Origin of the sequence: Lacrimispora sanguinis, from assembly GCF_044987295.1 — a bacterium.
Lineage (GTDB): Bacteria > Bacillota > Clostridia > Lachnospirales > Lachnospiraceae > Lacrimispora > Lacrimispora celerecrescens_B.
Genome location: NZ_CP173277.1, coordinates 1,521,169 through 1,546,847, shown reverse-complemented (window position 1 = coordinate 1,546,847; position 25,679 = coordinate 1,521,169). Strand labels below are relative to the sequence as shown.

Sequence of the window (25,679 nt, the reverse complement as noted above, 5' to 3'; positions counted from 1 at the left end):
TAAAGGGTAGGGTTATGGAGAAAAAATTAGGGGTATATCTCAATATGTTTCTGTCTTATCTGGGGATTTTGGCGATTCCCATTCTGGCAGGCGGTGTGATTTACTGGCTTGCGCTGGGGGTTACTAAGAGCCAGACGGATAAGATGAATGACAATTTGCTGACAATGGTTCAGCGGGAACTGGATTATAAGGTGGAGGAGGTCATCAAGGTCACCAACAGCGTGGCCATGAATTCCAAGGTAGAAGAGCTGGCTTCGGTAAAGGGAGAATTAAGTCCTGAGAACAGGCTTATGATGTACTATCTGTATCAGGATCTATCAAAGAACAATTTATCGGAAAAGTTTGTTGATGATATATTTGTTTACTTTAATCGCCTTCGTGCGGTGTGCAGCATTAAGGGCAATATGTCCATAGAGATGTATTATGACCTTTATTGTGATAATTCGGAATACAGGATACAGGAATTTGAAAAATACCTGGACGCTCCTCATTTTTGGGATACACTTAATCTGGTCAGGTGCAATGGGGAGAACAAGCTGATCTTTACCATGAGCGATATCAATTCCGTCATGGGAGGTCCCCGTAATTTCACGGCAGGGGTTTCCATGAATTTAACAGCATTAAAGAAGACCATGGAATCCATGCTGTGGGATAAGAGGATGTTTCTTCTTATCATTAATAGCAAGAACCAGGTCATAGCCCAGACAGGGGAAGTGCCGGAAAAATTGAGTCTGGATTATGATTCGCTGCCGGCAGGCAACTACGTGGACAGGAAGCTTTTAGATGAGCCATACAGCACCTTTGTACGGGAATCTGAAAATCTGGAATGGAAGTATGTCATGCTGATTCCTCAGTCGATCATAGAGAAAAATGCCAGGGATATTCAAAAGTATGCCATGGTGGGCCTTTTTGCATGCATTTTTATGGGGTCTGCATTTTCTTATTACATGACAAAGAAGAATTATAATCCGATCAGAAGCTTGCTTGAGATTTTTATGGGCCAGGGAGGCAGAAAGCCTTCTAAGGGAGAGAACGAATACCAGTGGCTGAGGCAGCAGTCAGAGCAATTTTTCAAAGAGCACACGGATACCAGGCTTTTGCTGGCAGACAGCCAAAAGAGCCTGAGGCTTTATACACTCTTAAAGGTGCTGGAATACCCGTATGACATGGAGCACATGAAGGAAACCCTGGAGAATTACAACATCAAGGTAGGACTGGGTTTTAACGCAGTCATTATCTTTGATGTAGGTCAGAGAAAGGCGGATGCGGATCGGGAACTGGCGGGTGAATATGCGCTGCGCAGATTCATTTTAAAGAATATATTTGAAGAATTGGTTCTTGATTATTTTCATATTGAGACCGTTGAGATCGGAGAACGGCTGGCCGCTGTCGTGGGCCTTCCGGCTGACGGTAAGGAATATCAGGAAAAGCTGATTGAGCTGGTTGAGACTCTTATGCAGATGACAGAAGACAAATTTGAATTTGCTGTAACAGCTTTGGTGGGAGATATCCATGAAGGCCTGGAGGGAATCCACCTGTCTTATATGGAAGCTTGTGAGATTGGGGAATATGTAGAACTTCTTAATACAGATTTAATCGTATACTGTGATGTAAAGAATGTACAGAAAAAATACCGGTATTCCATTGATACGGAGCAGAGGATCATCAATGCCATTAAAACTGGTCACGCAGATGTGGCAAAAGAGGCCATTGGTGGGGCATTTGATGAAAATATCATCGATGGAATATCCATCGATGTATGCCGCTGCCTGATCTATGATATGATGGGAACGTTGTTAAAGGGCGCAGATGAAGGAGGATATCATAATTTCTCGTCGGAGTTTAATTTCTCAAAGGATTTATCAGCCAGGCTGCCTGTTGGAGAATTAAAGCGCCGGTTCGGCAAGCTGGTGGATCAGATTTGTGATAAGATAGAAAGCCTTCAGAGAGAAGAAGAGAATGACAACAAGCTCAGCAAAAAGGTACAGGCCTATATCCAGGAGAATTATCAGGACCCTGATTTAAATATCTCCATGGTAGGGCAATCTTTTGGTATGACACCGGCCTATTTATCAACGATTTATAAAAAGCAGACCCAGGAAAGCCTTTTGGATTATATCAACAAGTTCCGTTTGGCGGAAGCAGAGCGGCTGTTAAGAGAAGACCACAGCGTCGTGGAGGTAGCTCAGATGGTGGGATTTCGGGACAGCGGAAGCTTTATCCGAGTCTTTAAGAAAAAAATGGGATTCACACCAGGGCAGTTAAAAAAGAAAAACTAAATATTGCACATCCAGTTGAGAAAATCCATATGCGGTTTTAAAAGATTGCATATGGATTTACTGTTTTTTCTATATATTTTTATGAAAATAAGATGATATGATAATGTTACAGCAAGAAGCAAGTAAATTCATTTATTAGGAGGAGCAACATGAAAAGAAGTAAGAAATTAGTATCTCTGATGCTGGCAGCAGCGACAGCTTCCATGTCGTTAGCAGGATGCGGAAGCAAATCAGCGGATACGACAGCTACCACGGCAGGGGGAGGTGCTGCCACGGAAGCACAAACAGAAGCAGGAACAAAGGAGGCAGTAGCTGAATTTTCCTATCCAATGGCATCAGGAGATAAGCTGACATACTGGTGCGAGCTTACCAGTACCGTGGCTGCCAACTATGCCAACCTGGGTGATACCCCATTTGCTAAGGAATGGGCCAAGGATACAGGTGTTGATGTAGAATACCAGCATCCGCCGGTGGGCCAGACAAAGCAGCAGTTTGGACTGATCATGGCGGACGGCAATCTTCCTGATATGATGGAATACAGCTGGACCGCGGATTATCCTGGCGGCCCGGAAAAAGCCATTAAAGATGGCGTCATTATTTCATTAAATGATGTATTCCAGAAATATTGTCCCAACATCCTTAAATATTTAGAAGAAAACCCTGATATCGATAAGATGATTAAGACGGATGAAGGTCATTATTATGTGTTCCCATTTATCAGAGGTGATGAGAAGCTTTGCAATACCATTGGTTTGATGCTTCGGGAAGACTGGCTGAAGGAACTGAACATGGATGTTCCTACGACAATTGATGAGTGGCATGATGTATTGACTGCATTCAAAGAGAAGAAGGGTGCTACCGCTCCTTATACCTTTGAATATACCAATCCTCAGTATTTAGACAGCAACCCATTCCTCTTTGCATTTAATTCCAGCAGAGGCTTTTACTTAGGTGATGACGGCAAGGCTCACTTTGGTGCCGTAGAAGAAGGATATAAGCAGTATCTGACAACAATGGCTCAGTGGTATAAGGAAGGGCTCATTGATCCTGACCTTGCCAGCATGGGATCCGATCAGGTTGCGGCAAAGATGACCAACGGCCAGTCCGGTGCTTCTATGGGCCAGGCAGGAAGCCGTATGGGTACCTGGATCAGCGCAGCAGTAAAGACAACACCGGAATACATGTTAAAGGCAGCTCCTTCCCCATCTCTTGAAAAAGGAGCAAGACCGGAGTTTGGCTGGATCGAGCTTCCATTCTCAGGCAGAGCCAGCGTAGCAATCACCACCTCCTGCAAGGATGTGGAGCGAGCTGCAAGACTTCTTGACTTCGCTTATGGAGAAGCAGGCCATATGATGTTCAACTTTGGTGTAGAAGGCGAATCCTACACAATGGAAAACGGATATCCTACTTATACGGACCTGATTATGAAGAATCCTGATGGTCTTCCTGTTTCCCAGTCAATGGCTGCATGGTTCCGTGGCTGCTATAATGGACCACTTGTACAGGATGTACGTTACTTAGAGCAGTATTACACCATGGATTCACAGAAGGAAACTCCTGAAGTGTGGGGAGCTCACAATGGAAAGAAGCATATTATGCTTCCGGTTACACCTACATCGGATGAGAGCAAGGAATTCTCTACTATTATGAATGAAATCAATACATACAGAGACGAAATGACACTTAAATTCATCTTTGGTACAGAGAGCCTGGATAATTTTGATACCTATGTAACCAACATTAAGAATATGAACCTGGAAGAAGCATTAGATATCGAGAACGCAGCCTTAGACCGTTACAATTCAAGATAATTGATCGTTCCTTTACAGGAAAGACAAAGCCGCCAGGTTTTAATGGACAGGGAATCCTGAACCGTAGGAACCTGGCGGCGGTCTGTCCGGAAATGCAGCAGTCTGTATCGTTATCTGCAGCTAGAATGAATGAAAAGAGGTATGATAGATGAATAAAGAAAAAAGTAGTTTCAGATACCGGGCAGCAAAGGATTGGAAAAGGAATCGTTCTTTGTACCTTTTGGTTTTGCCTGTTTTGATTTTCTACATCATGTTTCATTATAAGCCCATGTATGGAGCTATCATTGCATTTAAGGATTATACCCCAAGGCTTGGTGTGAACGGCAGCCCATGGGTTGGACTTGAGAATTTTAACCGTTTTTTCAAAAGCATTTATTTTGTAAGACTGATCAAAAACACCATTCTCTTAAGCCTTTATAATCTGATTTTCGGTTTCCCTGCTCCGATCATCCTGGCACTTCTCTTAAATGAAGTCAGAAGTAAAAAATTCAAAAGTGTGGCGCAGACCATCACCTATCTGCCCCATTTTATTTCCCTGATCGTTGTAACGGGCATGCTGACCAACTTTGCCATGACATCGGGATTATTCAATGATATCATTGTTATGCTTGGAGGTTCCCGTTCTGCCCTGCTTCAGAATCCAAAGCTGTACCGGACCATTTATGTGGCCTCCAGCGTGTGGCAGGAAATCGGCTGGAGCTCTATCATTTATCTGTCCGCATTGGCGGGAGTAGACAGCCAGCTATACGAAGCGGCCCAGATCGACGGCGCCGGAAAATGGAAACAGTTATTAAATGTAACAATGCCTGCAATTGCACCCACAATCATCATTATGCTGATCTTAAAGATTGGCGGACTTATGAATATGGGTTATGAGAAAACCATCCTTTTATATAACCCTGCAACTTATGATACGGCGGATATTATTTCTTCCTATGTATATCGTGTGGGACTTTTAGAGCAGGATTGGAGCTATTCCACGGCGATCGGTCTTTTTAACTCGGTGATTAACTTTGGTTTGCTGATCTTTGCTAATCGGCTGTCAAAGCGCTACAGTGAGACCAGTCTGTGGTAAGGAGGAAACAGTCATGAATGAAACAGCAATCAAAAGAAAGCGTTCTAAGGGAGAGAAGGCCTTTTCCGTGTTTAACTATGCATTTCTCACCGTGCTTATGATTATCTGCCTCTACCCTGTATGGTATGTGGCGGTAGCTTCTTTCAGCGACAGTAACATGCTGACGGTACATACGGGCCTTCTGATGAAACCCCTTGGTTTAAGCTTTGATGCATATAAAAAAGTGTTTAAGAATCCCATGATCCTAAGAGGATATGGCAATACACTGTTCATCCTCGTTATTGGTGTGTTTCTGGATCTGATCATGACATCCCTTGGGGCATATTTCTTATCCAGAAGAGGCGTCATGTTTAAGAAACCCATCCTGATGCTCGTAATTTTTACCATGTTCTTTTCAGGAGGCATGATTCCATTTTATTTAAATTTAAAGGATCTTCACTTAACCAATAGTTTGTGGGGATTGATCATTCCCTTTATGATCACCACCCAGAACCTGATTATCTTAAGGACCTCCTTTGAAAGCATACCAGACAGCCTGATAGAAGCAGCACAGATCGATGGTGCCAGTCATTTGAAGATTTTAATGAGTATTGTCATTCCCCTTTCAAAGGCGATCTTGGCAGTTATGGTGCTGTATTACGGAGTCAGCATCTGGAACTCCTGGTTCTGGGCGTCAGCAATCATCCGTGACAGGCAGATGTATCCGCTGCAGATCATTTTAAGAGAGATTTTGGTTCAAAACGATACCTCTTCCATGACAACAGGCGTGGGTGCGGCAGATCAGGAAGCCATTGGCATGAGCATCAAGTATGCCACCATTATGGTGGCCACGATCCCGATCCTTTGCGTCTACCCCTTCCTCCAAAAACATTTTACAAAGGGGACCATGGTAGGTGCGGTAAAAGAATAAAGGCAGAGCTGACAAATGGATAGAAAGAAAGGCAGGTAAATGAAGTGGACCAGTGGATTGAAAATTTAGATGAAATCTATAAGAAAATAGATAAAAAGCTTTTGGCTGAATGTAGCCGCATGGGTGACAAGATTCCCTATATTGCAGAAAACGGACGTTACGAAAAGGATATGCGGGATGTCAATTTAAGCTTTTGGACGAACAGCTTCTGGGCTGGTATGATGTGGCAGATGTTTCAGACTACCGGCAATAAGATCTATCAGGAATATGCCGAAAAGACAGAGGTTACGTTAGATGAGGCTCTTCGCCGATTTGAAGGTCTCCATCATGATGTGGGATTTATGTGGCTGCACACAGCAGTGGCGAATTACCGCCTGACTGGAAATCCGGAATCCAGGTCAAGAGCCATTCATGCGGCCACGATTCTGGCGGGACGTTTCAATGTATCAGGTAATTTCATCCGTGCATGGAATTTAGACCGTACAGGCTGGATGATCGTGGACTGTATGATGAATATCTCTCTGCTTTACTGGGCGTCCGATGAACTGGGAGATCCCAGATTTGCGGAGATTGCAAACCGTCATGCGGACACGGCTCTCCGTGTGCTGGTAAGAGAAGATGGCTCCTGCAATCATATTGCGGTTCTGGATCCGGTCACAGGTGAAGTACTGGAAAAGCCGGAAGGCCAGGGATATTCCCAGGGCTCTTCCTGGACCAGAGGCCAGGCATGGGCTATCTACGGCTTTGCATTGGCGTTCAGACATACGGGCAAGGAAGAATATTTAATGGCGGCTAAAAAAGTGGCACACTATTTCATTGCCAATGTAGCGATGACGGATTATGTTTCCCTGGTAGACTTCAGAGCTCCCAAAGAGCCGGTTCAGTGGGATACCACTGCCTCTGCCTGCGCTGCCTGCGGCATGCTGGAGATTGCGGAGCTGGTACCGGAACTGGAAAAGAACCTTTACTATGAAAATGGGGTAAAAATACTGAAGAAACTGGAAAAGGATTTCTGCAACTGGAAGGAAGAGGAAGACGGCATTCTTCAATATGGCACGGCTGCATATCACAAAGAGGAGGAAACCCATGTTCCCATCATCTATGGCGACTACTTCTTTGTGGAAGGAATCTTAAGGCTGATGGATAAATCGTTCATGATCTGGTAACGGAAATATATACGAAAGGTCTGAAGAAATAGGGAAGGAAGCGGAAGATGTTTCAAATAGAGCAGAAGAAATTGAAAGATAGAAATGATGTGGCAGCTTTGCTGCTAGAAATGGTCCGGCCACTGAAGCCTATGTTCAGCCCGGGCTGTGCCTGGCTTCACGTGGGCAATACTGCGGCTCATTACGGGGAAAAGGCGGCCCGAATGGAGGGATTTGCCAGAGTACTCTGGGGGCTTGGTGCCCTGTGGGGCGGAGGAGACAAAGGGCTTTCTCCGGATCTTAAAAAAGAGAGCGAAGAGTGGCTGGCAATCTATCAGGCCGGTCTAATCCATGGAACGGACCCAGATCATGAGGAATATTGGGGAAGTCTGAATAATTATGATCAGAAGATGGTGGAGATGGCCTCCCTTGCCGTAGCCATCAGCCTGTCTCCTGATAAATTCTGGGAGCCGCTCACAAAAGATCAGAAAAGTCATTTGTACCAGTGGCTGAATCAAATCAATGAAAAGAAGGTCCATCCGAATAACTGGCGTTTTTTCAGGATACTGGTGAATATGACCTTCTGCCGGTTAGGGCTTCCCTGGTCTGAGGCGTGTATGGAGGATGATTTCAAGGTCATAGAAGACTGCTATACCAGGGAGGGCTGGTATTATGATGGCAATCCGGGCCAGGTGGACTACTACATTCCTTTTGCCATTCAGTTTTATGCCCTGATTTATGCCGGTTTTATGGAAAACAATGAGCCTGAATTGTCGGAAAAGTTAAAAGTGCGGGCACAGGAATTTTCCAAAACCTTTATCTATTGGTTTGGTAATGACGGCAATGAAATTCCCTTTGGCAGGAGTTTAACCTACCGCTTTGCTCATGGGGCATATTTTTCTGCCATGGGCTTTGCCGGAATGGAAGGGCCGGGATACGGGATCATGAAGAATCTGGCGCTGAGAAACTTAGAAACCTGGATGGCCCGGCCAATCTTTGAGCCTTCCGGTGTTCTCTCCATTGGCTATGGATACCCCAATCTATACATGAGCGAGCGCTATAATGCTCCAGGCTCTCCTTACTGGGGTTTTAAGACCTTTTTCATGCTGGTTTTGCCGGACGATCATCCATTTTGGACCTCAGAGCCGGAAGCATATCCTTTTGATAAGCTGAAAGTTCTTTCGGAGCCTCACATGTTAGTCACTCATGATGAAAAGGATCATGTAATGGCATTTGTGACAGGCCAGCATTCTAAGAATCATGGATACTGCCAACAGAAATATGAGAAATTCGTGTATTCCAATCAGTTTGGCTTCAGTGTATCAAGAGGACATGGACTGGAGGAAGGTGCCTTTGACAATACGTTAGCAATCTCTTTGGCAGGCTATGAGCATTATCAGATGAGATATGGAACGAAAGAGTACCGGATTTATGATGACCGGCTTTATATGAAATACGAGATCATGCCAAGAGTGATGGTAGAGACAACCATCATACCCCTTGCACCGTGGCATGTAAGAATTCACCGGATCCATACGGAGGAAGCGATCGATGTGGCTGACGGAGGTTTTGCCATTGAAGCGGAAAAATGCTTTCATGTAGTGTCAGGGGCTGCAAACGGAAAATATGAGCCAGCCATGGTAGAGCAGAAGCCAGACAGTACTGCAGCAGTATTCCCGTGGGGAGTCAGTGCGGCAGTCAGCTACACGGGCGGGAACAGCGCATTGGTAACTGCTTATCCGAATACCAATCTGTTTTATAACCTTACGGTAATTCCTACGGTCAAGACTGCTTTGGAGCCGGGAGATCATCTGGTGGTTACCGCCTTCCTGGGAGATCGCTCGGAGTTGGCCCAGGATTGGCTGGATAAACGTCCTAAGATACTTCTGGAAGAAGATAAAGTGACCATAGGGTTCCAGGGGCAGGTGAAGGTCTGGGTGAAAGAACTGTAGGAGATAGATCATTACATTAATAAAATTTGATTGTAGAAAGCGATTGTTGGTAGTTGATTGGATAATTCCAATGCACCAATGGTCGCTTTTTATTTATTTGCTGCGATTCCGTACCCAAAAAGCAGAATTGGGAACATTAATCATTATTAATTCTGATTTATAATATATTCTAAATTAAATTTCTGGAAAAACAATTGAGAAAACTACACATACATAACATAGTTTTTTTACGAAAGGATGGGATTTGATGTTTAAAAATTGTTTAGATCTGAAAGCTGAAATAAGAGAAGATGGAACGATCAAACTTCCAGAAGAATTTCTAAGTGCCCTTGGCTGGACCCCAAAAACAGTAGTACAAATAGAGTTTGAGCAGGAAGGTAAATGTTTAATCATAACAGCTCCATTTGATTATTGTTGTATCTGCGGTACCTCCGAAAATCCCTTTTTTAACGTCATGGGTAAACATGTTTGTGAGGATTGTCAACAGATGATTGCAAGTGTGAAGATCGATAAAAGTAAGATTCTAAATGGGCAGATAAATGACAATCTTGATTATACGAATGAAGAATAGTTTTCACTAAAATAATAAAGTCTTAGAATCTTAAGTAAAATAAGGATTCTAAGGCTTTACTATTTATATACAAAGCTCTTTAAATTGGAATAACTTTTTCTTCGACTTTGTAACATTCCCGTTTCCAGCCTGCGTGTAGTTTCTTGTAAACTGACCTAGGTGATTTTTTGAAATTGTAAAAATGTAAAAATCTCTTGACATTTTTGTGAATAAATTGTATTCTAAGAATGTAAAATACTTTTGACATTATGGAGGTTTATTATGAGAAAGATGGATGAGATGGAATCAATGATAAACCAGGTGGGGATTAAATGGAGTTGGGCCTTTTTGGTGTTCTCCCTCGTTATATGGGGTGTATTTAATTATGTAAAAAGTCAACAGACATCACTTCCGTTTATCCTGTTCGGGCTGCAGTTTCTGGTTTACTTTTTCGTCACGAGTATTGAAAAGATAAAAGTTGACGATAACAGTGGCAAAAAACAAATTCTAATTTCTTTCGGTGTAATATTTATGCTCATTTTCTTTGGCGCAATCCTGTATTTTACGATTGGTCGTTGAGAATTATGAAGAATAGCATACGAGAATTACGTAAAGAAAAAAAATATAGACAGGAAGATTTGGCTACGTTGTTAGGTGTCACACGACAAACCATTAATGCGATTGAAAATGACAAATATGATCCCACTCTGTTATTAGCCTTTAAGCTGGCACGCATACTGGGAACAACAGTTGACGAGCTTTTTGAACCTGATCCAGCCACACTAAAATAAAAACTGCGCAGTATCATATTAAAAAGGCGCTTTATTGAGGGGATAATCTGGAAATCAGAATATAGAGGTAAATAATATGAGTAAAAAAGATAATAACGAAAAAAATTACATGGTAATGGGAATGTGTTTTGGTATGATGGCCGGAGCAGTAGCAATGTGTTTTAGTATTATATTTGGACATATAATATTTGGTGTGATGTGTTTAGGCTTTGGGTATATGATAGGAATGATAGTTGGAATGTGCATAAAAAAGAAAAATTAATCAGTTTTCCTATCGTAGGCTTTTCCTTTGAGTCAACATTTTTCTAAACGGTTGACATGATAATATCTCTGGATTTATAGTAGTGAAATATATATAAGTAATAAACAATATATTTGATTGAACAACAGAAGAAGGGAAAACCAATGAAAGAATTTAAGACAGTCGAGGAATCAATGGTAGAGCAGGTTCACCTTTTAATGCCAGCCCACATCAATGGGAGTGGCAGACTTTTTGGAGGACAGCTACTGGAGTGGATTGACGTAGTGGGCGCGATAACTGCCAGACGCCATTCTGAATGTAACACTACGACAGTTGCAATTGATAATCTTCAATTCAAGGCGGGGGCCTTTATTAATGACACCATTGTGTTGATAGGAAAGTTAACCTATGTGGGTAATACCTCAATGGAAGTAAGAGTGGATACCTACTCGGAGGACCTTTCGGGGATACGAAGGCCGATTAACCGTGCCTATCTGGTATATGTAGCAATTGATGAAGATGGAACTCCTGTTAAAGTACCGAGTCTTAAACTTATGACAGAAAGAGAAAGAGCTGAATGGAATAGTGCGGTAAAGCGAAATGATTTACGTAAATTGAGACGTAAGGAAGGCTTCTAATCTATTCTATCTAAAGCATGGATTTCTGGTGAATTCCTGCTCTAATTGATCATATGGTAATATTAAGCCTAATATATGCAGGGGGCTAAGTGGGAAATCGTAGGCACTGAATATACAAAAGTGTCTTCGGGGGTTATTTAGTAATAGTGAAGGTGGGGTATAAATGAGAGTATATAAAAAAAGCCTGGTTAGGTTTCTTGTCCTTTTATTTATATGTGTATTTGGTCTTTTTCTTGTTCGAATAATACCCATGTATATAGTGAAAGAATCTCCAATTCTGCAAGGAACTTATACATGTGATAAGCTTCCTTTTACATCTATGGTATTTGATCTTAATAATGACTATACATTTTATTACTACAATTTTGATGAAATAGATAAGGGAACTTATTCAAAGGGAACAGATAATGAACATTTTATCAATAGTTCTAAATTTCAAAATACCAAAATATTAAATAATGGAAAAAAGCTAACGTTTACAATTATAATGGATGGAGAAACCTATATTTTCAAACAGATCGACCGATTACCAATTATTAATTTTGAAACAGATGATTAAACATATTATATAGAACCAACCTCATTAAAAGGCATTGGAGAATAATCCAATGTCTTTTATAGTGCTTATAATAAAAAGATATGAGAATGAATAAGCCTCTTCCATTTCTGGAAAAGACTTGACATATAATCCTTATTAGGATATAATCCTAATAAGTAATAAATACTGTAATGAGGTTAGCTTTATGATTAGACGAAATACGATTCAATGCGCTTTAGTTCATGAGGCCGTAAATAAGCTAAGGTGTCACGCAACTGCAGACCAGATATATGATGAAGTCGTTAAGGAACACCCGAATATAAGTAGAGGGACAGTGTATCGGAACCTGCAGCGGCTTTGTGAATTGGGCGATATACGAAAAAGAGAGATTCCCGGCGGGGCTGACCGTTTCGACCATCTTTGCAGCGATCACTATCATGCGAGATGTGTAAAGTGCGGCCGTGTTTTTGATGTGGACATGGAATATATAGCAGATATGGAGAAATCAATCAGGGATACCCATGGGTTCGTATTTACTGGGCACGATATCGTTTTTAAGGGTATTTGCTCGGAATGCAAGAGTAATCCATAGACTGCATGTATCCCGGCAAGGTGTTATTAAGTGCTCATACGGGAGCAGCAAAACAACCCGTAAATATAAAGTATAAAGGAGAATGATGATGAGAAGTATTACAACATTAGACCTGCAATACGCACACAGATTCTTTGGGTTCAAAGGAGAAGCACAGTATTTGCACGGTCACACTGGCGTCCTAACTATTGAAGTTGAAGATTCTGTTAATTCCGGAGTCAATATGGTTTTCCCTTGCAATGAAATTCAGAAGACCGCATGGGAAGTCCTGAAAAACTTCGACCACGCGCTGATCCTTCGGGAAGACGATCCCCTTTTGCCAGCAATCCTCGATGTTTACGAAAAACAGGGTATTAAGGACGGTGCGCCGACCAATCAAATGAAGGGTCCCGCTTTTAAAACTGAACTTGCAACCGCATATCCTGAGTGCCGTTTGGTTGTGACCAAAGAGACCATGACCGTTGAAGGTATGATCAAGATTGTTTATGATCTGCTAAAAGATAAGCTGAACATCGCAAAGATTACATTTACTAGTGGCGTTAACGCAGCTTCCGAAGAATTTGATACTAAAAATAACATTGACCGTTGCCCGTTGTGTGGTATTGCCTTAAATGAAAACGGCGTGTGTCCAAAGTGTGGATATAAAAAGTAATTTCACACGACTTTAAAGATCTATAATAATACATAAAACAGCCGACAGATGCTCAAGGAGAGCGCCTGTCGGCTGTTCTTGTTTTGATATTACCTATGGGCGTAAGAACTTTTCAAAGGAAGTTATAAAAAGTCAATTTCTAGGTAGTGGTTTAGTAATAGTATCTTTTAAATGAGGTGGTATCTCATAAGATGCCAGATGCTCATATTTTTGCAATATGGCAGTTCCACTTGCATCAACAATGTAGGTGAGTCTATCGTACCCAACAGGATTATGAGCGCCAATTTGAGGGAACACTCCGATTCTTACAGTCAGGTAATTTAAACTTGTGATATCAAGAACTTCATTTTCATAATTGTAGACCTCTAATTCGGAATTAAAATACTGATTATAATATTGGTTGATCGCAGAGGTTATATAAGAATTTAGTAAAGATAAAATTAGTTCATCTTTTAAATTGTTTTGTGATAGGTTAATCAATATAAGATGTTCCTCATTGTTAGAATTAATAATTTATATGATTATAATTTACCTTATAAAACCTTTATGAAAAAGAATGCCAAGTAAATTTACTTGGCATAAGATTAAAAAATTCATCTCGGATAGGTAAAATAATAACCAGATACATATAAATTATATATTAAATCAGTAAAAATATATTGATATAAATTTATCAATGTTATATACTCTATATATAACTAAAAGGAGGTATACATAATGAAAGGTTTTGGAATGCTCTCTATTGATCAAGCGGGATGGATTGAAAAAGAACGTCCGGAATGTGGGGCTCTAGACGCAATTATCCGCCCGACAGTACTCGCTCCATGTTCCTCTGACAACCATCTTCTCCACGGTGGTTTTGGAGACCGAAAAGATTTAATTCTTGGACACGAGGCGGTGGGAGAGATCGTTGAAGTTGGCAATTTGGTCAAGAATTTTAAAATAGGAGATATCGTTGTCGTTCCTTGTACTACTCCGAACTGGCTTGCCGAGAACGTACAGGGGGAATATAATACGCATGATGAAGGACTCATGAAAAGTTTTAAGTTCTTAGGTTCTAAAGATGGTACTTTTGCGGAATATTTTCATGTTAATCAGGCAGATGCCAATCTAGTCCTTTTACCAGAAAACGTATTACCGGAAGCTGCTCTAATGACAGTTGACATGATGTCTACTGGTTTTCATGGTGTGGAGAACGCGAATGTCAGATTCGGTGATAAGGTAGTTGTCATCGGCATAGGGCCTGTTGGACTTATGGCAGTTGCAGGAGCTAAACTGAACGGTGCAGGTCAACTGATTGCAATCGGAACACGTCCGAATTGTGTTAAAATTGCAAAGGAATACGGGGCAACAGACATTGTAAGTTACAAAGATGGTGATATCGTAAAACAGGTACTTGAATTAACCAAGGGAGGTGCTGATTCTGTCATCATTGCCGGTGGAAATGGCGATATCCTACGACAGGCAGTGGAAATGACGGTTCCTGGAGGATATATTTCCAATGTTAATTTCTTTGACGGTCAGGACGTGCTCTCTATGCCCACATTATCATGGGGACTTGGCATGTCAAATAAAACAATCCGTGGAGGATTCTGTCCTGGCGGTGCCCTTCGGATCAGAAAAATGCTTCATATGGTTCAACATGGTAGAGTTGATACAACAAAACTTATTACACATCGATATAACGGCTTTTCAAAAATTGAAGACGCTTTTTATTTAATGGATCAGAAGCCAAAGGATCTAATTAAACCAATAGTTTTTATTGATTAATAATTTCTGAAATTTTCAAATAACAGTGAAGAGATAAAGCCCTGGATAACCAGGACTTTTCACTATTTATTATATTCGTTTACTTCAAAATTAGAAACCTGTTGTCGAAGAGTGCGACTAGTAGGTGTTTGATTTTATTATGTAAAGTTATATAATAAACATGACACCATAATAAATAAGCACTAGGGAGTGAATGAGGTTAAAAATGAGTGATTTAAAAATATCTAATAGCATTTATATTTCAATGGCTACTTTTGAAAGTTTAATAATATGTGTGCTCAAAGCTAATTCGTCAATTGCATATTATAATGGTACGGTATGGCTGTTTCCGTTATTATTAATATCAATACCAATTTGCCGAGTAGTGAAAGGGATAATAAAAAATGAGTCAGAGTAAAATATTATAAAAGATGTTATTTATTATCTATAAAAAGGGTGTGACATACACTCTCTTCTGAATACGACATTTCAATAATGCAGAAAATCCATACATATTGAAATGGAATATAAATTACAATTTATAAGATTACTAACTACAAGTTGGTGGTCTTTTTTGTATGGCTCATGTGAATAAAATAAGTGATTCAAAATTCATTCTGAAGTATAGGTGTAGTCAAGTGTATTCAATGAATAAAAAGAAAAAGCCCCAAATTCCTTATAAATAAAAAGGAATTTGGAGCTTAACAAAAGCAGGGGAAGAGGGGCTCGAACCCCCATTTACGGTTTTGGAGACCGTTGCTCTACCATTGAACTATTCCCCTATGGATCGGCGTTATATCTCTGCCTGAGCACTTAGAGAGTATAGCATAGAAGTTTTTAAATTGCAACAGTTTTTAGAAAAAAATAAAAAATTAATTCTGCTGTTATTGAATCCTGATTTGTGGTAAAATATTATAGAAAAGGAAGTCCAAGGGCAAAAGTCAGGTTTCATGGGCTTGGTTTGGCGTTTTATATGAAAAACACAAGGTAAAACCGTGAAATTGAAATAGAATGAAAAGTTACGATGATAATCATTCCCAAAATAAAACTTGTCTCATCTAAAATATGCTTATCTACAAAGCTTTCCCTCAGAGATAATTACAGAATTTGCACAAAAAAGGGCCATATAATCGTATATGAAACATAATTTGACAAATCATGTCAAACGTGATATATATATTCTATAACTTTTTCTTCACTATAAAAAGGAGTTGTGATTATGAAACAGTTAAAGATTATGTTGCCAACTGTTGCCGAGGCGAAGGAATTTGTTGCTGCTGCTGCTAAATGTGATTTTGACATAGACGTGTATTACAATAGAGTAACCATTGACGCGAAGTCTATATTAGGAGTATTAAGTTTAGATTTGACACAGGTTTTGACCGTTGAATTTAACGGGGAAGATGCAGAGTTTGAGGCATTTCTGGCAGCGAAAGCTCCTGGGAAATGTTCAGCAGCATAAACAGATGCAACGGAAAGAGGGAATTGTATGCCGTACGGCTTGCAGTTCCTTTTTTTTATTCATGGAATATGCTCCGCAATGGATGTAAGAAGGAAAATACGGGGAAAATAAAGAAGGAGAGGACACCGGAGTGGATGAAACAGAGAAAAAAATCCTGAAAATATCTGTCAGGAATCTGGTTGAGTTAGTTTTGCGCTCCGGTGACCTGGATAACCGGCGTTCTGGAGGGGCTGAGAAGACCGCCATGCAGGAAGGGAGCCGGATACACAGGAAGATCCAGCGCCGCATGGGAGCAGATTACCGGGCGGAAGTGGTGTTAAAGCATGAGGTAGAAGTGGATCAGTTTCAAATTCTGGTAGAGGGACGGGCCGACGGCATCATTGAGAAACCGGAAGGGGTGACCATTGATGAGATCAAAGGCATGTATATGGATTTATCCTATTTATCAGAACCGATTGAAGTACATTTAGCCCAGGCCATGTGCTATGGGTATTTTTACTGCTATGACCACGGGCTGAATGGGGCTGTCATGCAGATGACATATTGCAACATTGAAACAGAGGAGATACGGCGTTTTCAAGTAGAAAAATCCTTTGAGGAGCTGGAAAGCTGGTTTCAGTCCGTGATTCATGAGTATATTAAATGGGCAAGATATTTATACAACCATGGAATAAGAAGAGATGAGTCCATTAAAGAGCTTTCCTTTCCCTATCCTTACCGGAAGGGGCAGAAGGAACTGGTCGTCGCCGTTTACCGGAGCATTGCCAGAAAGAGGAATCTTTTTATTCAGGCTCCTACGGGAATCGGAAAGACCCTTTCCACCGTTTATCCGGCCATAAAGGCCATTGGGGAAGGACTTGGAGATAAGTTGTTTTATCTGACTGCAAAAACCATAACCAGAGGCGTGGCAGAAGAAGCGTTTGATATCTTGCGGGAGCAAGGGCTGTATTTAAACTCAGTGACTTTAACGGCAAAGGAAAAACTGTGCTTCCTTGAAAAACCGGAATGTAACCCGGATGCCTGTCCTTATGCCAAGGGCCATTTTGACCGGGTGGGAGATGCGGTTTACGATATCATCCACAAGGAGTCCGGAATCACCAGAGAAACGGTACTGCGCTATGCAGAGGAATACCAGGTGTGTCCGTTTGAATTCTGCCTGGATATCAGCAACTGGGTGGATTCCATCATCTGTGATTATAATTATGTATTTGACCCTAATATCCGTCTGAAACGGTATTTTTCCGAAGGTGTCACCGGAGATTACCTGTTTTTGACAGACGAGGCCCATAACCTGGTTCCAAGAGCCAGGGAAATGTACAGTGCAACGGTCTATAAGGAGGACTTTCTTCTTATTAAAAAGATATTGAAATCTATGAGCCCAAAGCTTGTCCGAATGTTGGAACGGTGCAACAAAGAGCTTCTGGAAATGAAACGGGAATGTGAGGAGTTTCAGATCCTGGAAGACATCCGGTTTTTTATGACCAGTATCATGACCCTTTTCGGGGAAATGGAAAAGTTTATGGATACCGGTGAGGAATTTAAAGACCGGGACCTGGTTCTGGATTTCTATTTTAGTCTAAGGGACCTTCTGAATATCTATGACCGAGTGGATGAAAATTACCGGATCTATACAGAGCTATTGCCTGATGGACGTTTTATGCTCCGGCTATTTTGTGTGAATCCGGCGAAAAACTTAAAAGAGTGTTTGGATAAGGGAAACAGCACTGTGTTCTTTTCTGCCACATTGCTCCCGGTGCGGTATTACAAGGAGCTTTTAAGCGGTGACCTGGAAGAATATGCAGTATATGCCCAGTCACCCTTTGATCAGGAGAAACGTCTACTCCTGGTTGCTTCTGATGTAAGCAGCCGTTATACCAGGAGAAACCGCCGGGAATACCAGAAGGTAGTGGATTATATGCGGAAAATTGTTTCAGCCCATAAAGGAAACTACATGGTGTTTCTGCCGTCTTACCAGTATTTAAAGGCAGTCGAGGCAATTCTTGACGAAACAGAAGGACTGAAAAAAGAGTTTACGTACTTATCCCAGGCAACCCACATGAGTGAACAGGAGAGGGAGGAGTTTTTAGAGGAATTTTCTGAGGATCGGAAGGATTCCTTTGTGGCCCTTTGCGTTATGGGTGGTGTATTTTCAGAAGGAATTGATTTAAAGGAAGGCCGTCTGATCGGAGCCATCATCGTTGGCACCGGACTTCCCATGGTCTGTACGGAACAGGAGATCTTAAAAGGGTATTTCGATTCCAGGGAGCAGAACGGATTTGATTATGCCTACCAATATCCGGGGATGAATAAGGTCATGCAGGCAGCAGGAAGGGTGATTCGTACGGTCCGGGATGAAGGAGTTATCGCATTGCTAGATGAACGTTTTTTAAAACCAGACTATCAGGCCTTATTTCCAAGAGAATGGGACGGGTATTATGAAGTGCAGTTAAAAAATGTGGATGAAGTGGTGCAAAGCTTTTGGGACGGGCGAAAATAAAAGCTGCCGCCCCAAAAGGGGCGGCAGCGTAAAAGCAGTATACCGGTCAAAGCATGTCCATGAACTGTTTGGAAGCCTGGGAAACGGGTATGTTTTCATTATAAGCCACGACCATCTGACGGGTAGGAAGCTTTTCTGAAAGCTTTACCTGGAATAAATCTCTGTCATTCTCAGGAATGCAGAAGTCCGGAACAAATGCGATCCCAAGGCCGATACGGGCTAAGTCGATCAAAAGATCGTTGCTGCTCAGTTCGATTTCAGGGACCAGATCAAGCTGTTCCTTCTGGAACATGTGATGAAGGAACTCGCTGGTCGTACTTTTTCTTTCCAGCATCAGAATAGGATAGGTCTGGAGCGTTCCAAGGCTTACGGTCTGTCCCTTCAAAGGAAAATATTCCTGATTGGCGACGAATACATCGGAAAATTCGTTAATGACCCGGGTATTCTGGGAGCTTAAAAGCCCTGAGTTGGGATAATTGGTAATGATAAAATCTACCTGTCCGCTTTCTAAAAGATGAGCGCATTCAATGGAAGTCTGGTTGGTAACCTTAATGTGTACATTGGGGTAGGTTTTATGAAATTTATTTAAATAAGGAACAAGGTAGTAACGGCAAATGGTGTCGCTGGCACCGATCCGCAGCTGGCCGCCGTTTAAGGTATTAGCCTCCAGCAGCTGGTTTTCTCCCTTTTGAATCAGATTAATGGCTGGTTCTATGTGCTTTAGGAGGATGTCTCCTTCCGGAGTAAGCTGGACCTTTTTCGTACTACGGACAAAAAGGGTTTGGTTTAGTTTTTTCTCCAGCACCTTGATGGACTGGCTGACTGCCGATTGGGAGATGAAAAGCTGTTTGGAAGCCTCCGAGAAACTTAAGGTGGTGGCAACGTGGTAAAAGACTTTATAAAGTTCATAATTAATATCCATTATTAGTCCTCCTTATAAACATAAGGATATTCTATCATGGATCTGATTGGTTTGTAAAGGCGTTTGACAAATTTCCTTGGGTGCGGTATAGTACGGGCACAGGAGCCAGGATATGAAAAAAGAAGGAGCGGTATAAGAATATGCATGATGATTTTTACCAAATGTATCTGGAAGAGATGGGACATATCCCTCCCTGTACCAGGGAAGAGCAGGAAGACCTTTTAAAGGAAGCAGCAGAGGGCAGTAAGGAAGCGAAAAAAAGGATTGTGGAAGGAAACTTACGTGTGGCCCTGGAATATGCCAGAGAATATGACGGCAGAGGTGTTCTTATGACAGATCTGGTTCAGGAAGCCAATATGGCTCTTATGATGGCTGTGGAAGAGTATGTACAAGAGGAAGTCAGACAAGAGTTTGACAATTTTAAAAGTCAGAGGATCAGAGAAGCCCTTGCTGCAGCCGTTGAGGAGCAGCAGTCTGCAAAGCAGACAGGAGAAGAACTGGCTGCCCGGGTGAATGTGCTCCAGCAGATTTCCCAGCTTCTTGCTAAAGAACTTGGACGTGAGGCAACGGTAGAAGAACTGGCAGACAAGATGAAGATGACCGTGGAAGAAATAAGTGGAATTATGAAGATTGCAATGGATGCCATGAGCATGAATGCTGAGTCCATGGATTTAGAAGCCCTGGCAGGAGTGGAGGGCATTGAAATTACTGAGGATGAAGAATCTGAAGATTACGATTTTGAAGAATAATAGACTGGGAGAGATGAAATGAAGATTTATCTGATACGTCATGGGCAGACAGACTGGAATATTCAGGGCAGAATCCAGGGGAGCCACGATATTCCCCTTAATGAAACGGGCCGAGCGCAGGCGGAGCTGCTGGCAAAGGGAATGGATTCCCGCCCGGTTTCTAAGATTTTTTCCAGCAGCTTAATCCGTGCCACGGAAACCGCCGAAAGGATCAGCACCAGGCAGAAGGTGGAAATTTGTTCCATGCCCCAGCTTATTGAAGTGGAATTTGGCAAATGGGAAGGCATGACATGGGATGAGATCATGGAAGCGTATCCAAAGGAATACGCATTGTGGGCTTCCTGCCCGGACGAAGCGTCCCCTCCGGAAGGAGAGACCAGGGACCATGTTATTAGCCGTTGTGTTTGGACGATCAGGGAAATATTAAGAATCACCGGCGGCCGGGAAGATGTTGCCATTGTATCCCACGGTGCTACCATCGCCTATTTAATCTCCTATATGATGCAGGATCATCCGGAGGTAGAAAGTATTATCGTAGAAAATGCCAGCATTACAACGGTTAATTACAGTCCGCTGACGGAAGACTTCATGCTGTTGGAGATGAATGATACTTCCCATATGGACTAATAAAGAAGCAAGGAAGCCTTTTGGCCTCCTTGCTTCTATTGAACCGGTACTTAATCAAATAGTGTTTCTATGAGGATTTTCACCATGGAAGGGGTGGTGCGGATAAACAGCGTATCCCTTCCAGCACAGCGCAGGGAGGTCTGCATTAGGGCCTCCTTTGGAGCGGAATCGTCAAAGATGCTGACCATATTAGCACATGATTCCACGATGGAGCTAAGCTGCCCGGCTTTTTCAATGAACTTTTCAATGTGTTCCTCTTGAAGCTGTAAGCTTACCTCCAGATAGGGACTTTGTTCCTCTTTCTTTAAGTGGACGTTTTCAAATGAATATTTTTGGGATAAGTCCTTTAATTGCTGATGAAGATCCATAAAATCTAGCACTCCTTTATAAAAAAATCTTTTATTACTATAGAGCAAATATTTCTAATTTTCAAGTATTTTTATAAAAAATGTCGAAAAATGTCGAAATGTGTCAAAGGCGGAAGCGTCCAGATGATACAGATAGGCAGGCCGGTGGTTTCCTACTGCTGATGGCATCAGTAATATTAACTATACTGATTAATAACATAAGATATATTAATTTCTCTAATCTATATAACTTGTGGTATGATTAATACAAGAGAATAACAGGGAAATTCCTGTCCTGATAAACCATGGGGAGCTTTTGCAAGGAGGAAATCATGAGTGTAAGAAGAGTGTATGTTGAGAAAAAAACGGCCTATGCCGTAAAGGCAAATGAATTAAGAGAGGAAATCGCAGGCTATCTTGGTATTAATACGGTGACCGGTGTAAGGGTGCTGATCCGCTATGATGTGGAGGCTCTGTCCGACGAAGTCTATGGGTTAGCTCTTACCGCTGTTTTCTCAGAGCCACCCGTAGATGAGGTCTATGAAGAGGCTTTCCCGAAAAAGGAAGAGGATGTGGTTTTTACCGTTGAATACTTACCGGGCCAGTTTGACCAGCGGGCTGATTCCGCAGAGCAGTGCGTAAAGCTGCTAAAAGAGGATGAGGAGCCTGTGATCCGGTCTGCAACCACCTATGTGATTTCCGGCGCTCTTACAGAAGCTCAAATTGCCGACATCAAAGCTTTCTGCATCAATCCGGTGGATTCCAGGGAAGCAGAGGAAAGAAAGCCGGAGACTCTTGCCGCGCTATTTGATACTCCTGAAGATGTGATTGTTTTTGATGGCTTTACGGATCTTGCAGAAGAGGCATTAATGGAATTGTATGAGTCATTAAATCTGGCAATGACCTTTAAGGATTTTCTCCATATCCGGAATTATTTTAAAGAGGAAGAACAAAGAGACCCCTCCATGACAGAGATAAGGGTCCTTGATACCTATTGGTCGGACCACTGCCGCCACACTACCTTCCAGACGGAATTAAAGGATGTGACATTTCGTTCAGGAGATTACCGTAAGCCCATGGAGGATACCTACAGGCAGTACCTGGCTGACCGGGAGGTGGTCTTAAAGGGAAAAGACGGCAGATTTGTATGCCTTATGGATCTGGCTCTCATGGCCATGAAGAAGCTTCGCATGGAGGGAAAAGTAGAAGATCTTGAGGTGTCTGATGAAATCAACGCCTGCAGCATTGTGGTCCCGGTCCTGATTGACGGTGTGGAAGAGGAATGGCTGGTGAATTTCAAAAATGAAACTCACAATCATCCTACGGAGATCGAGCCATTTGGCGGTGCGGCCACCTGCCTTGGCGGTGCGATCCGTGATCCCCTTTCCGGCCGTACTTACGTATATCAGGCCATGCGGGTAACAGGTGCAGCTGACCCTACAAGGCCTTTGAATGAAACATTAAAAGGAAAACTGCCTCAGAGAAAGATCGTGACAGGAGCTGCAAACGGCTATAGCTCCTACGGAAACCAGATTGGTCTGGCAACCGGATATGTAAAGGAAATTTATCACCCGAATTATGTGGCAAAGAGAATGGAAATAGGTGCTGTCATAGGCGCTGCCCCAAGAAAGAATGTCATCCGGGAGACTTCGGATCCGGGAGACTTAATCATTCTCCTTGGAGGCCGTACCGGACGGGACGGCTGCGGCGGAGCTACCGGCTCCTCAAAGGTTCATACGGAAGCTTCCATTGAGACTTGCGGAGCAGAGGTCCAGAAAGGGAATGCGCCAACAGAACGAAAGATACAGCGTTTGTTCCGAAGAGAAGAAGTGAGCAGACTTATTAAGAAATGCAATGACTTTGGTGCAGGCGGTGTGTCGGTTGCAATAGGAGAACTGGCAGATGGCTTGCGGATCGATCTGGATAAGGTACCAAAGAAGTATGCAGGACTGGATGGTACGGAGATTGCCATCTCAGAATCCCAGGAACGCATGGCGGTTGTGGTAGATCCGAAAGATGCAGACCGGTTCCTGGCCTATGCGGCAGAGGAAAACTTAGAGGCAGTAGTTGTTGCAGTGGTAAAGTCAGAACCAAGGCTTGTGATGGAATGGAGAGGAAAGACCATAGTGGACATCAGCCGGGCCTTCTTAGATACCAACGGAGCCCATCAGGAAGCCGCGGTTGTTGTGGAAGTCCCTGACAGAGAGCCGGGTGTTTTTATGAGACAGGAGATCGCAGATGTTAAGGAAGCCTGGCTGAAGCTGCTTTCTGACTTAAATGTTTGCTCCCAGAAAGGGCTTGTGGAAATGTTTGATGGTTCCATAGGGGCTGGAAGCGTGTTCATGCCCTATGGAGGCAGGTACCAGCTGACAGAGACTCAGACCATGGTGGCAAAGCTTCCGGTACTTCATGGAAAAACAGATACCGTAACCATGATGAGCTGTGGCTTTGATCCCTACCTGTCAAGCTGGAGCCCCTATCACGGCGCAATTTATGCAGTATTGTCCTCTGTTGCCAAAATCGTGGCATCAGGCGGCGATTACAGAAGAATCCGCTTTACCTTCCAGGAGTATTTCCGCAGGATGACGGAAGATCCAACGCGCTGGAGCCAGCCGTTTTCCGCTCTCCTTGGGGCATACAACGCCCAGATGGGATTTGGACTTCCTTCCATCGGAGGAAAGGACAGCATGTCAGGCACCTTTCATGACATTGATGTGCCGCCTACCCTTGTATCCTTTGCTGTAGATGTTGCAGATGGGAAGCATATCATTACGCCGGAATTTAAAAAGGCGGGAAGCAAGATTGTGGTATTCCGGATTGAAAAGGATTCCTATGATCTTCCGGTATACAGCCAGGTTATGAAAGGGTATGAAGCGCTGTTTGAAGATATCTGCGCAGGACGGATCTTATCTGCCTATGCTGCAGAGAGCCACGGGATCTGTGAGGCGGTCAGCAAGATGGCCTTTGGAAACCGGATGGGCATAAGGATCAGCCGCAACGTGGATCCAGGAGATTTCTTTAAGGCCGGATGGGGAGACGTGATATGCGAAGTACCGGAAGGAAGCCTTGCGGAATTGTTAGTTCCCCACACCATTATCGGCGAAGTCACGGATAGGGGCATGTTTGAATACGGCGACACAGCGATTGCCATAGATGAGGCGCTGAACGCGTGGACAAAACCCTTAGAGGATGTGTTCCCAACGGAGTCAGGAGCAGAAAAGACTCCTGTATCTGAACAGCTTTATGATACAAAGGATATATACGTCTGCAGGAATAAAGTGGCAAAGCCCAATGTATTTATCCCGGTGTTCCCTGGCACAAACTGTGAGTATGACAGCGAGAGGGCTTTTAAAAGAGCAGGTGCCAATGTAGTGACCAAGGTCTTTCGGAATTTAACGGCCCAGGACATCAGGGAATCGGTGGAAGTCTACCGCAGGGAAATATCCAATGCCCAGATCGTCATGTTCCCCGGAGGATTTTCCGCAGGTGACGAACCGGATGGTTCTGCCAAGTTTTTTGCCAACTTATTCCGCAATCAAGTGATCAAGGAGGAAATCGGGAAGCTCTTAAATGAAAGAGACGGCCTGATGTTAGGAATCTGCAATGGCTTCCAGGCTCTAATAAAGCTGGGGCTTGTACCGGAAGGAATGATCACAGAGCAGCGGGATGATTCTCCTACGCTGGCAATGAATACCATTGGCCGCCATATTTCCAAGATGGTTTATACAAAGGTGGTAACGAATAAATCGCCGTGGCTATCAGGGGCTGAATTAGGAGGCGTTTACTGCAATCCGGCTTCTCATGGTGAAGGACGGTTCGTTGCAGGGGAGGAATGGATAAAACGTCTGTTTGATAACGGCCAGGTGGCTACTCAATACGTGGATGACAAGGGATGCCCTACCATGGATGAGTGTTGGAATCCCAACGGTTCTTACATGGCGGTTGAGGGTATCACAAGCCCTGATGGGCGGATCCTGGGCAAGATGGCCCATTCCGAACGACGCGGCGAATCGGTGGCCATGAACATTTACGGTGAGCAGGATATGAAGATTTTTGAATCCGGCGTGAAATATTTCCAGTGAGCCGAGGCAGTTTCATGCATGGGGAAATGATTCGTTAAATATGTACAATACAAAATAAAAAAGCGTTTCT

General features: G+C 42.9%; 23 protein-coding genes and 1 tRNA gene. 20 read left to right on the top strand and 4 right to left on the bottom strand.

All coding sequences use genetic code 11. From position 1 onward, the window contains the following. Positions 1 to 14: 14 nt before the first annotated feature. From ACHZES_RS07215 to ACHZES_RS07150, 14 genes are all read left to right on the top strand, one after another. A complete protein-coding gene (locus ACHZES_RS07215) occupies positions 15 to 2,279 on the top strand; it encodes a helix-turn-helix domain-containing protein (protein WP_038278772.1) in 2,265 nt (754 codons plus the stop codon). Between the two features lie 149 nt (positions 2,280 to 2,428). Continuing rightward, complete coding sequence (locus ACHZES_RS07210) at positions 2,429 to 4,090, top strand: extracellular solute-binding protein (RefSeq protein ID WP_395548408.1); 1,662 nt, start codon at positions 2,429 to 2,431, stop codon at positions 4,088 to 4,090. A gap of 148 nt (positions 4,091 to 4,238) precedes the next feature. After that, positions 4,239 to 5,165, top strand: coding sequence for a sugar ABC transporter permease (locus ACHZES_RS07205; RefSeq protein WP_038278768.1), 927 nt, complete (start codon positions 4,239 to 4,241; stop codon positions 5,163 to 5,165). 13 nt (positions 5,166 to 5,178) lie between these two features. Then, positions 5,179 to 6,075 (top strand): carbohydrate ABC transporter permease, encoded by an 897-nt coding sequence (locus ACHZES_RS07200; protein ID WP_154521559.1) that lies wholly within the window; start codon positions 5,179 to 5,181, stop codon positions 6,073 to 6,075. Positions 6,076 to 6,119: 44 nt separating this feature from the next. Continuing rightward, positions 6,120 to 7,241: a glycoside hydrolase family 88 protein gene (locus tag ACHZES_RS07195; protein ID WP_038278766.1), complete on the top strand. Its 1,122-nt coding sequence runs from the start codon at positions 6,120 to 6,122 to the stop codon at positions 7,239 to 7,241. A gap of 47 nt (positions 7,242 to 7,288) precedes the next feature. Beyond that, entirely contained in the window at positions 7,289 to 9,172 is a 1,884-nt protein-coding gene (locus ACHZES_RS07190; protein ID WP_395548409.1) for a DUF2264 domain-containing protein, read from the top strand. A gap of 247 nt (positions 9,173 to 9,419) precedes the next feature. After that, positions 9,420 to 9,743 (top strand): hypothetical protein, encoded by a 324-nt coding sequence (locus tag ACHZES_RS07185; RefSeq protein ID WP_395548410.1) that lies wholly within the window; start codon positions 9,420 to 9,422, stop codon positions 9,741 to 9,743. 261 nt (positions 9,744 to 10,004) lie between these two features. Next, entirely contained in the window at positions 10,005 to 10,301 is a 297-nt protein-coding gene (locus ACHZES_RS07180) for a hypothetical protein (RefSeq protein WP_038278761.1), read from the top strand. Positions 10,302 to 10,306: 5 nt separating this feature from the next. Beyond that, positions 10,307 to 10,513 carry a helix-turn-helix transcriptional regulator gene (locus ACHZES_RS07175; RefSeq protein WP_038278758.1) on the top strand — a complete coding sequence of 69 codons (207 nt, stop codon included), beginning with the start codon at positions 10,307 to 10,309 and terminating at the stop codon, positions 10,511 to 10,513. Between the two features lie 76 nt (positions 10,514 to 10,589). Beyond that, positions 10,590 to 10,775 carry a hypothetical protein gene (locus tag ACHZES_RS07170; protein ID WP_038278755.1) on the top strand — a complete coding sequence of 62 codons (186 nt, stop codon included), beginning with the start codon at positions 10,590 to 10,592 and terminating at the stop codon, positions 10,773 to 10,775. 143 nt (positions 10,776 to 10,918) lie between these two features. After that, positions 10,919 to 11,392, top strand: a complete 474-nt coding sequence (locus ACHZES_RS07165) for an acyl-CoA thioesterase (RefSeq protein WP_395548469.1) — start codon at positions 10,919 to 10,921, stop codon at positions 11,390 to 11,392. A 163-nt stretch (positions 11,393 to 11,555) separates the two neighbouring features. Continuing rightward, positions 11,556 to 11,951, top strand: a complete 396-nt coding sequence (locus ACHZES_RS07160; protein WP_154521548.1) for a hypothetical protein — start codon at positions 11,556 to 11,558, stop codon at positions 11,949 to 11,951. A 184-nt stretch (positions 11,952 to 12,135) separates the two neighbouring features. Next, entirely contained in the window at positions 12,136 to 12,522 is a 387-nt protein-coding gene (locus tag ACHZES_RS07155; protein ID WP_038278747.1) for a transcriptional repressor, read from the top strand. An 88-nt stretch (positions 12,523 to 12,610) separates the two neighbouring features. Next, a complete protein-coding gene (locus ACHZES_RS07150; protein ID WP_395548411.1) occupies positions 12,611 to 13,174 on the top strand; it encodes a 6-pyruvoyl trahydropterin synthase family protein in 564 nt (187 codons plus the stop codon). A 132-nt stretch (positions 13,175 to 13,306) separates the two neighbouring features. Here the strand turns inward: ACHZES_RS07150 and ACHZES_RS07145 are convergent, their stop codons facing one another. Next, positions 13,307 to 13,654, bottom strand: coding sequence for a DUF3888 domain-containing protein (locus ACHZES_RS07145; protein ID WP_038278742.1), 348 nt, complete (start codon positions 13,652 to 13,654; stop codon positions 13,307 to 13,309). 237 nt (positions 13,655 to 13,891) lie between these two features. Between ACHZES_RS07145 and ACHZES_RS07140 the strand changes: the two genes are divergently transcribed. Next, positions 13,892 to 14,944, top strand: a complete 1,053-nt coding sequence (locus ACHZES_RS07140) for an NAD(P)-dependent alcohol dehydrogenase (protein WP_038278740.1) — start codon at positions 13,892 to 13,894, stop codon at positions 14,942 to 14,944. A 690-nt stretch (positions 14,945 to 15,634) separates the two neighbouring features. Here the strand turns inward: ACHZES_RS07140 and ACHZES_RS07135 are convergent. Next, a tRNA-Trp gene (locus ACHZES_RS07135) sits at positions 15,635 to 15,705 on the bottom strand. Positions 15,706 to 16,142: 437 nt separating this feature from the next. On the opposite strand from ACHZES_RS07135, the gene ACHZES_RS07130 reads away from it, so the two are divergent. Together ACHZES_RS07130 and ACHZES_RS07125 are read left to right on the top strand one after the other, a co-directional pair. Then, positions 16,143 to 16,385 carry an HPr family phosphocarrier protein gene (locus ACHZES_RS07130; protein ID WP_038277839.1) on the top strand — a complete coding sequence of 81 codons (243 nt, stop codon included), beginning with the start codon at positions 16,143 to 16,145 and terminating at the stop codon, positions 16,383 to 16,385. A 130-nt stretch (positions 16,386 to 16,515) separates the two neighbouring features. After that, positions 16,516 to 18,882: an ATP-dependent DNA helicase gene (locus tag ACHZES_RS07125; RefSeq protein WP_395548412.1), complete on the top strand. Its 2,367-nt coding sequence runs from the start codon at positions 16,516 to 16,518 to the stop codon at positions 18,880 to 18,882. 46 nt (positions 18,883 to 18,928) lie between these two features. Here ACHZES_RS07125 and ACHZES_RS07120 read toward each other — a convergent pair whose 3' ends face one another. Beyond that, positions 18,929 to 19,804 (bottom strand): LysR family transcriptional regulator, encoded by an 876-nt coding sequence (locus tag ACHZES_RS07120; protein ID WP_038277844.1) that lies wholly within the window; start codon positions 19,802 to 19,804, stop codon positions 18,929 to 18,931. A gap of 140 nt (positions 19,805 to 19,944) precedes the next feature. Here ACHZES_RS07120 and ACHZES_RS07115 point away from each other — a divergent pair, with 140 nt between their 5' ends. Then, entirely contained in the window at positions 19,945 to 20,553 is a 609-nt protein-coding gene (locus ACHZES_RS07115) for a sigma-70 domain-containing protein (protein WP_395548413.1), read from the top strand. Positions 20,554 to 20,571: 18 nt separating this feature from the next. After that, positions 20,572 to 21,180 carry a histidine phosphatase family protein gene (locus tag ACHZES_RS07110; protein ID WP_154521531.1) on the top strand — a complete coding sequence of 203 codons (609 nt, stop codon included), beginning with the start codon at positions 20,572 to 20,574 and terminating at the stop codon, positions 21,178 to 21,180. A 50-nt stretch (positions 21,181 to 21,230) separates the two neighbouring features. Here ACHZES_RS07110 and ACHZES_RS07105 read toward each other — a convergent pair whose 3' ends face one another. Next, a complete protein-coding gene (locus ACHZES_RS07105; RefSeq protein WP_038277851.1) occupies positions 21,231 to 21,548 on the bottom strand; it encodes a hypothetical protein in 318 nt (105 codons plus the stop codon). A 311-nt stretch (positions 21,549 to 21,859) separates the two neighbouring features. Between ACHZES_RS07105 and ACHZES_RS07100 the strand changes: the two genes are divergently transcribed. Then, on the top strand, positions 21,860 to 25,609 hold the full coding sequence (locus tag ACHZES_RS07100; RefSeq protein WP_395548414.1) for a phosphoribosylformylglycinamidine synthase: 3,750 nt from the start codon (positions 21,860 to 21,862) through the stop codon (positions 25,607 to 25,609). Positions 25,610 to 25,679 lie beyond the last annotated feature (70 nt).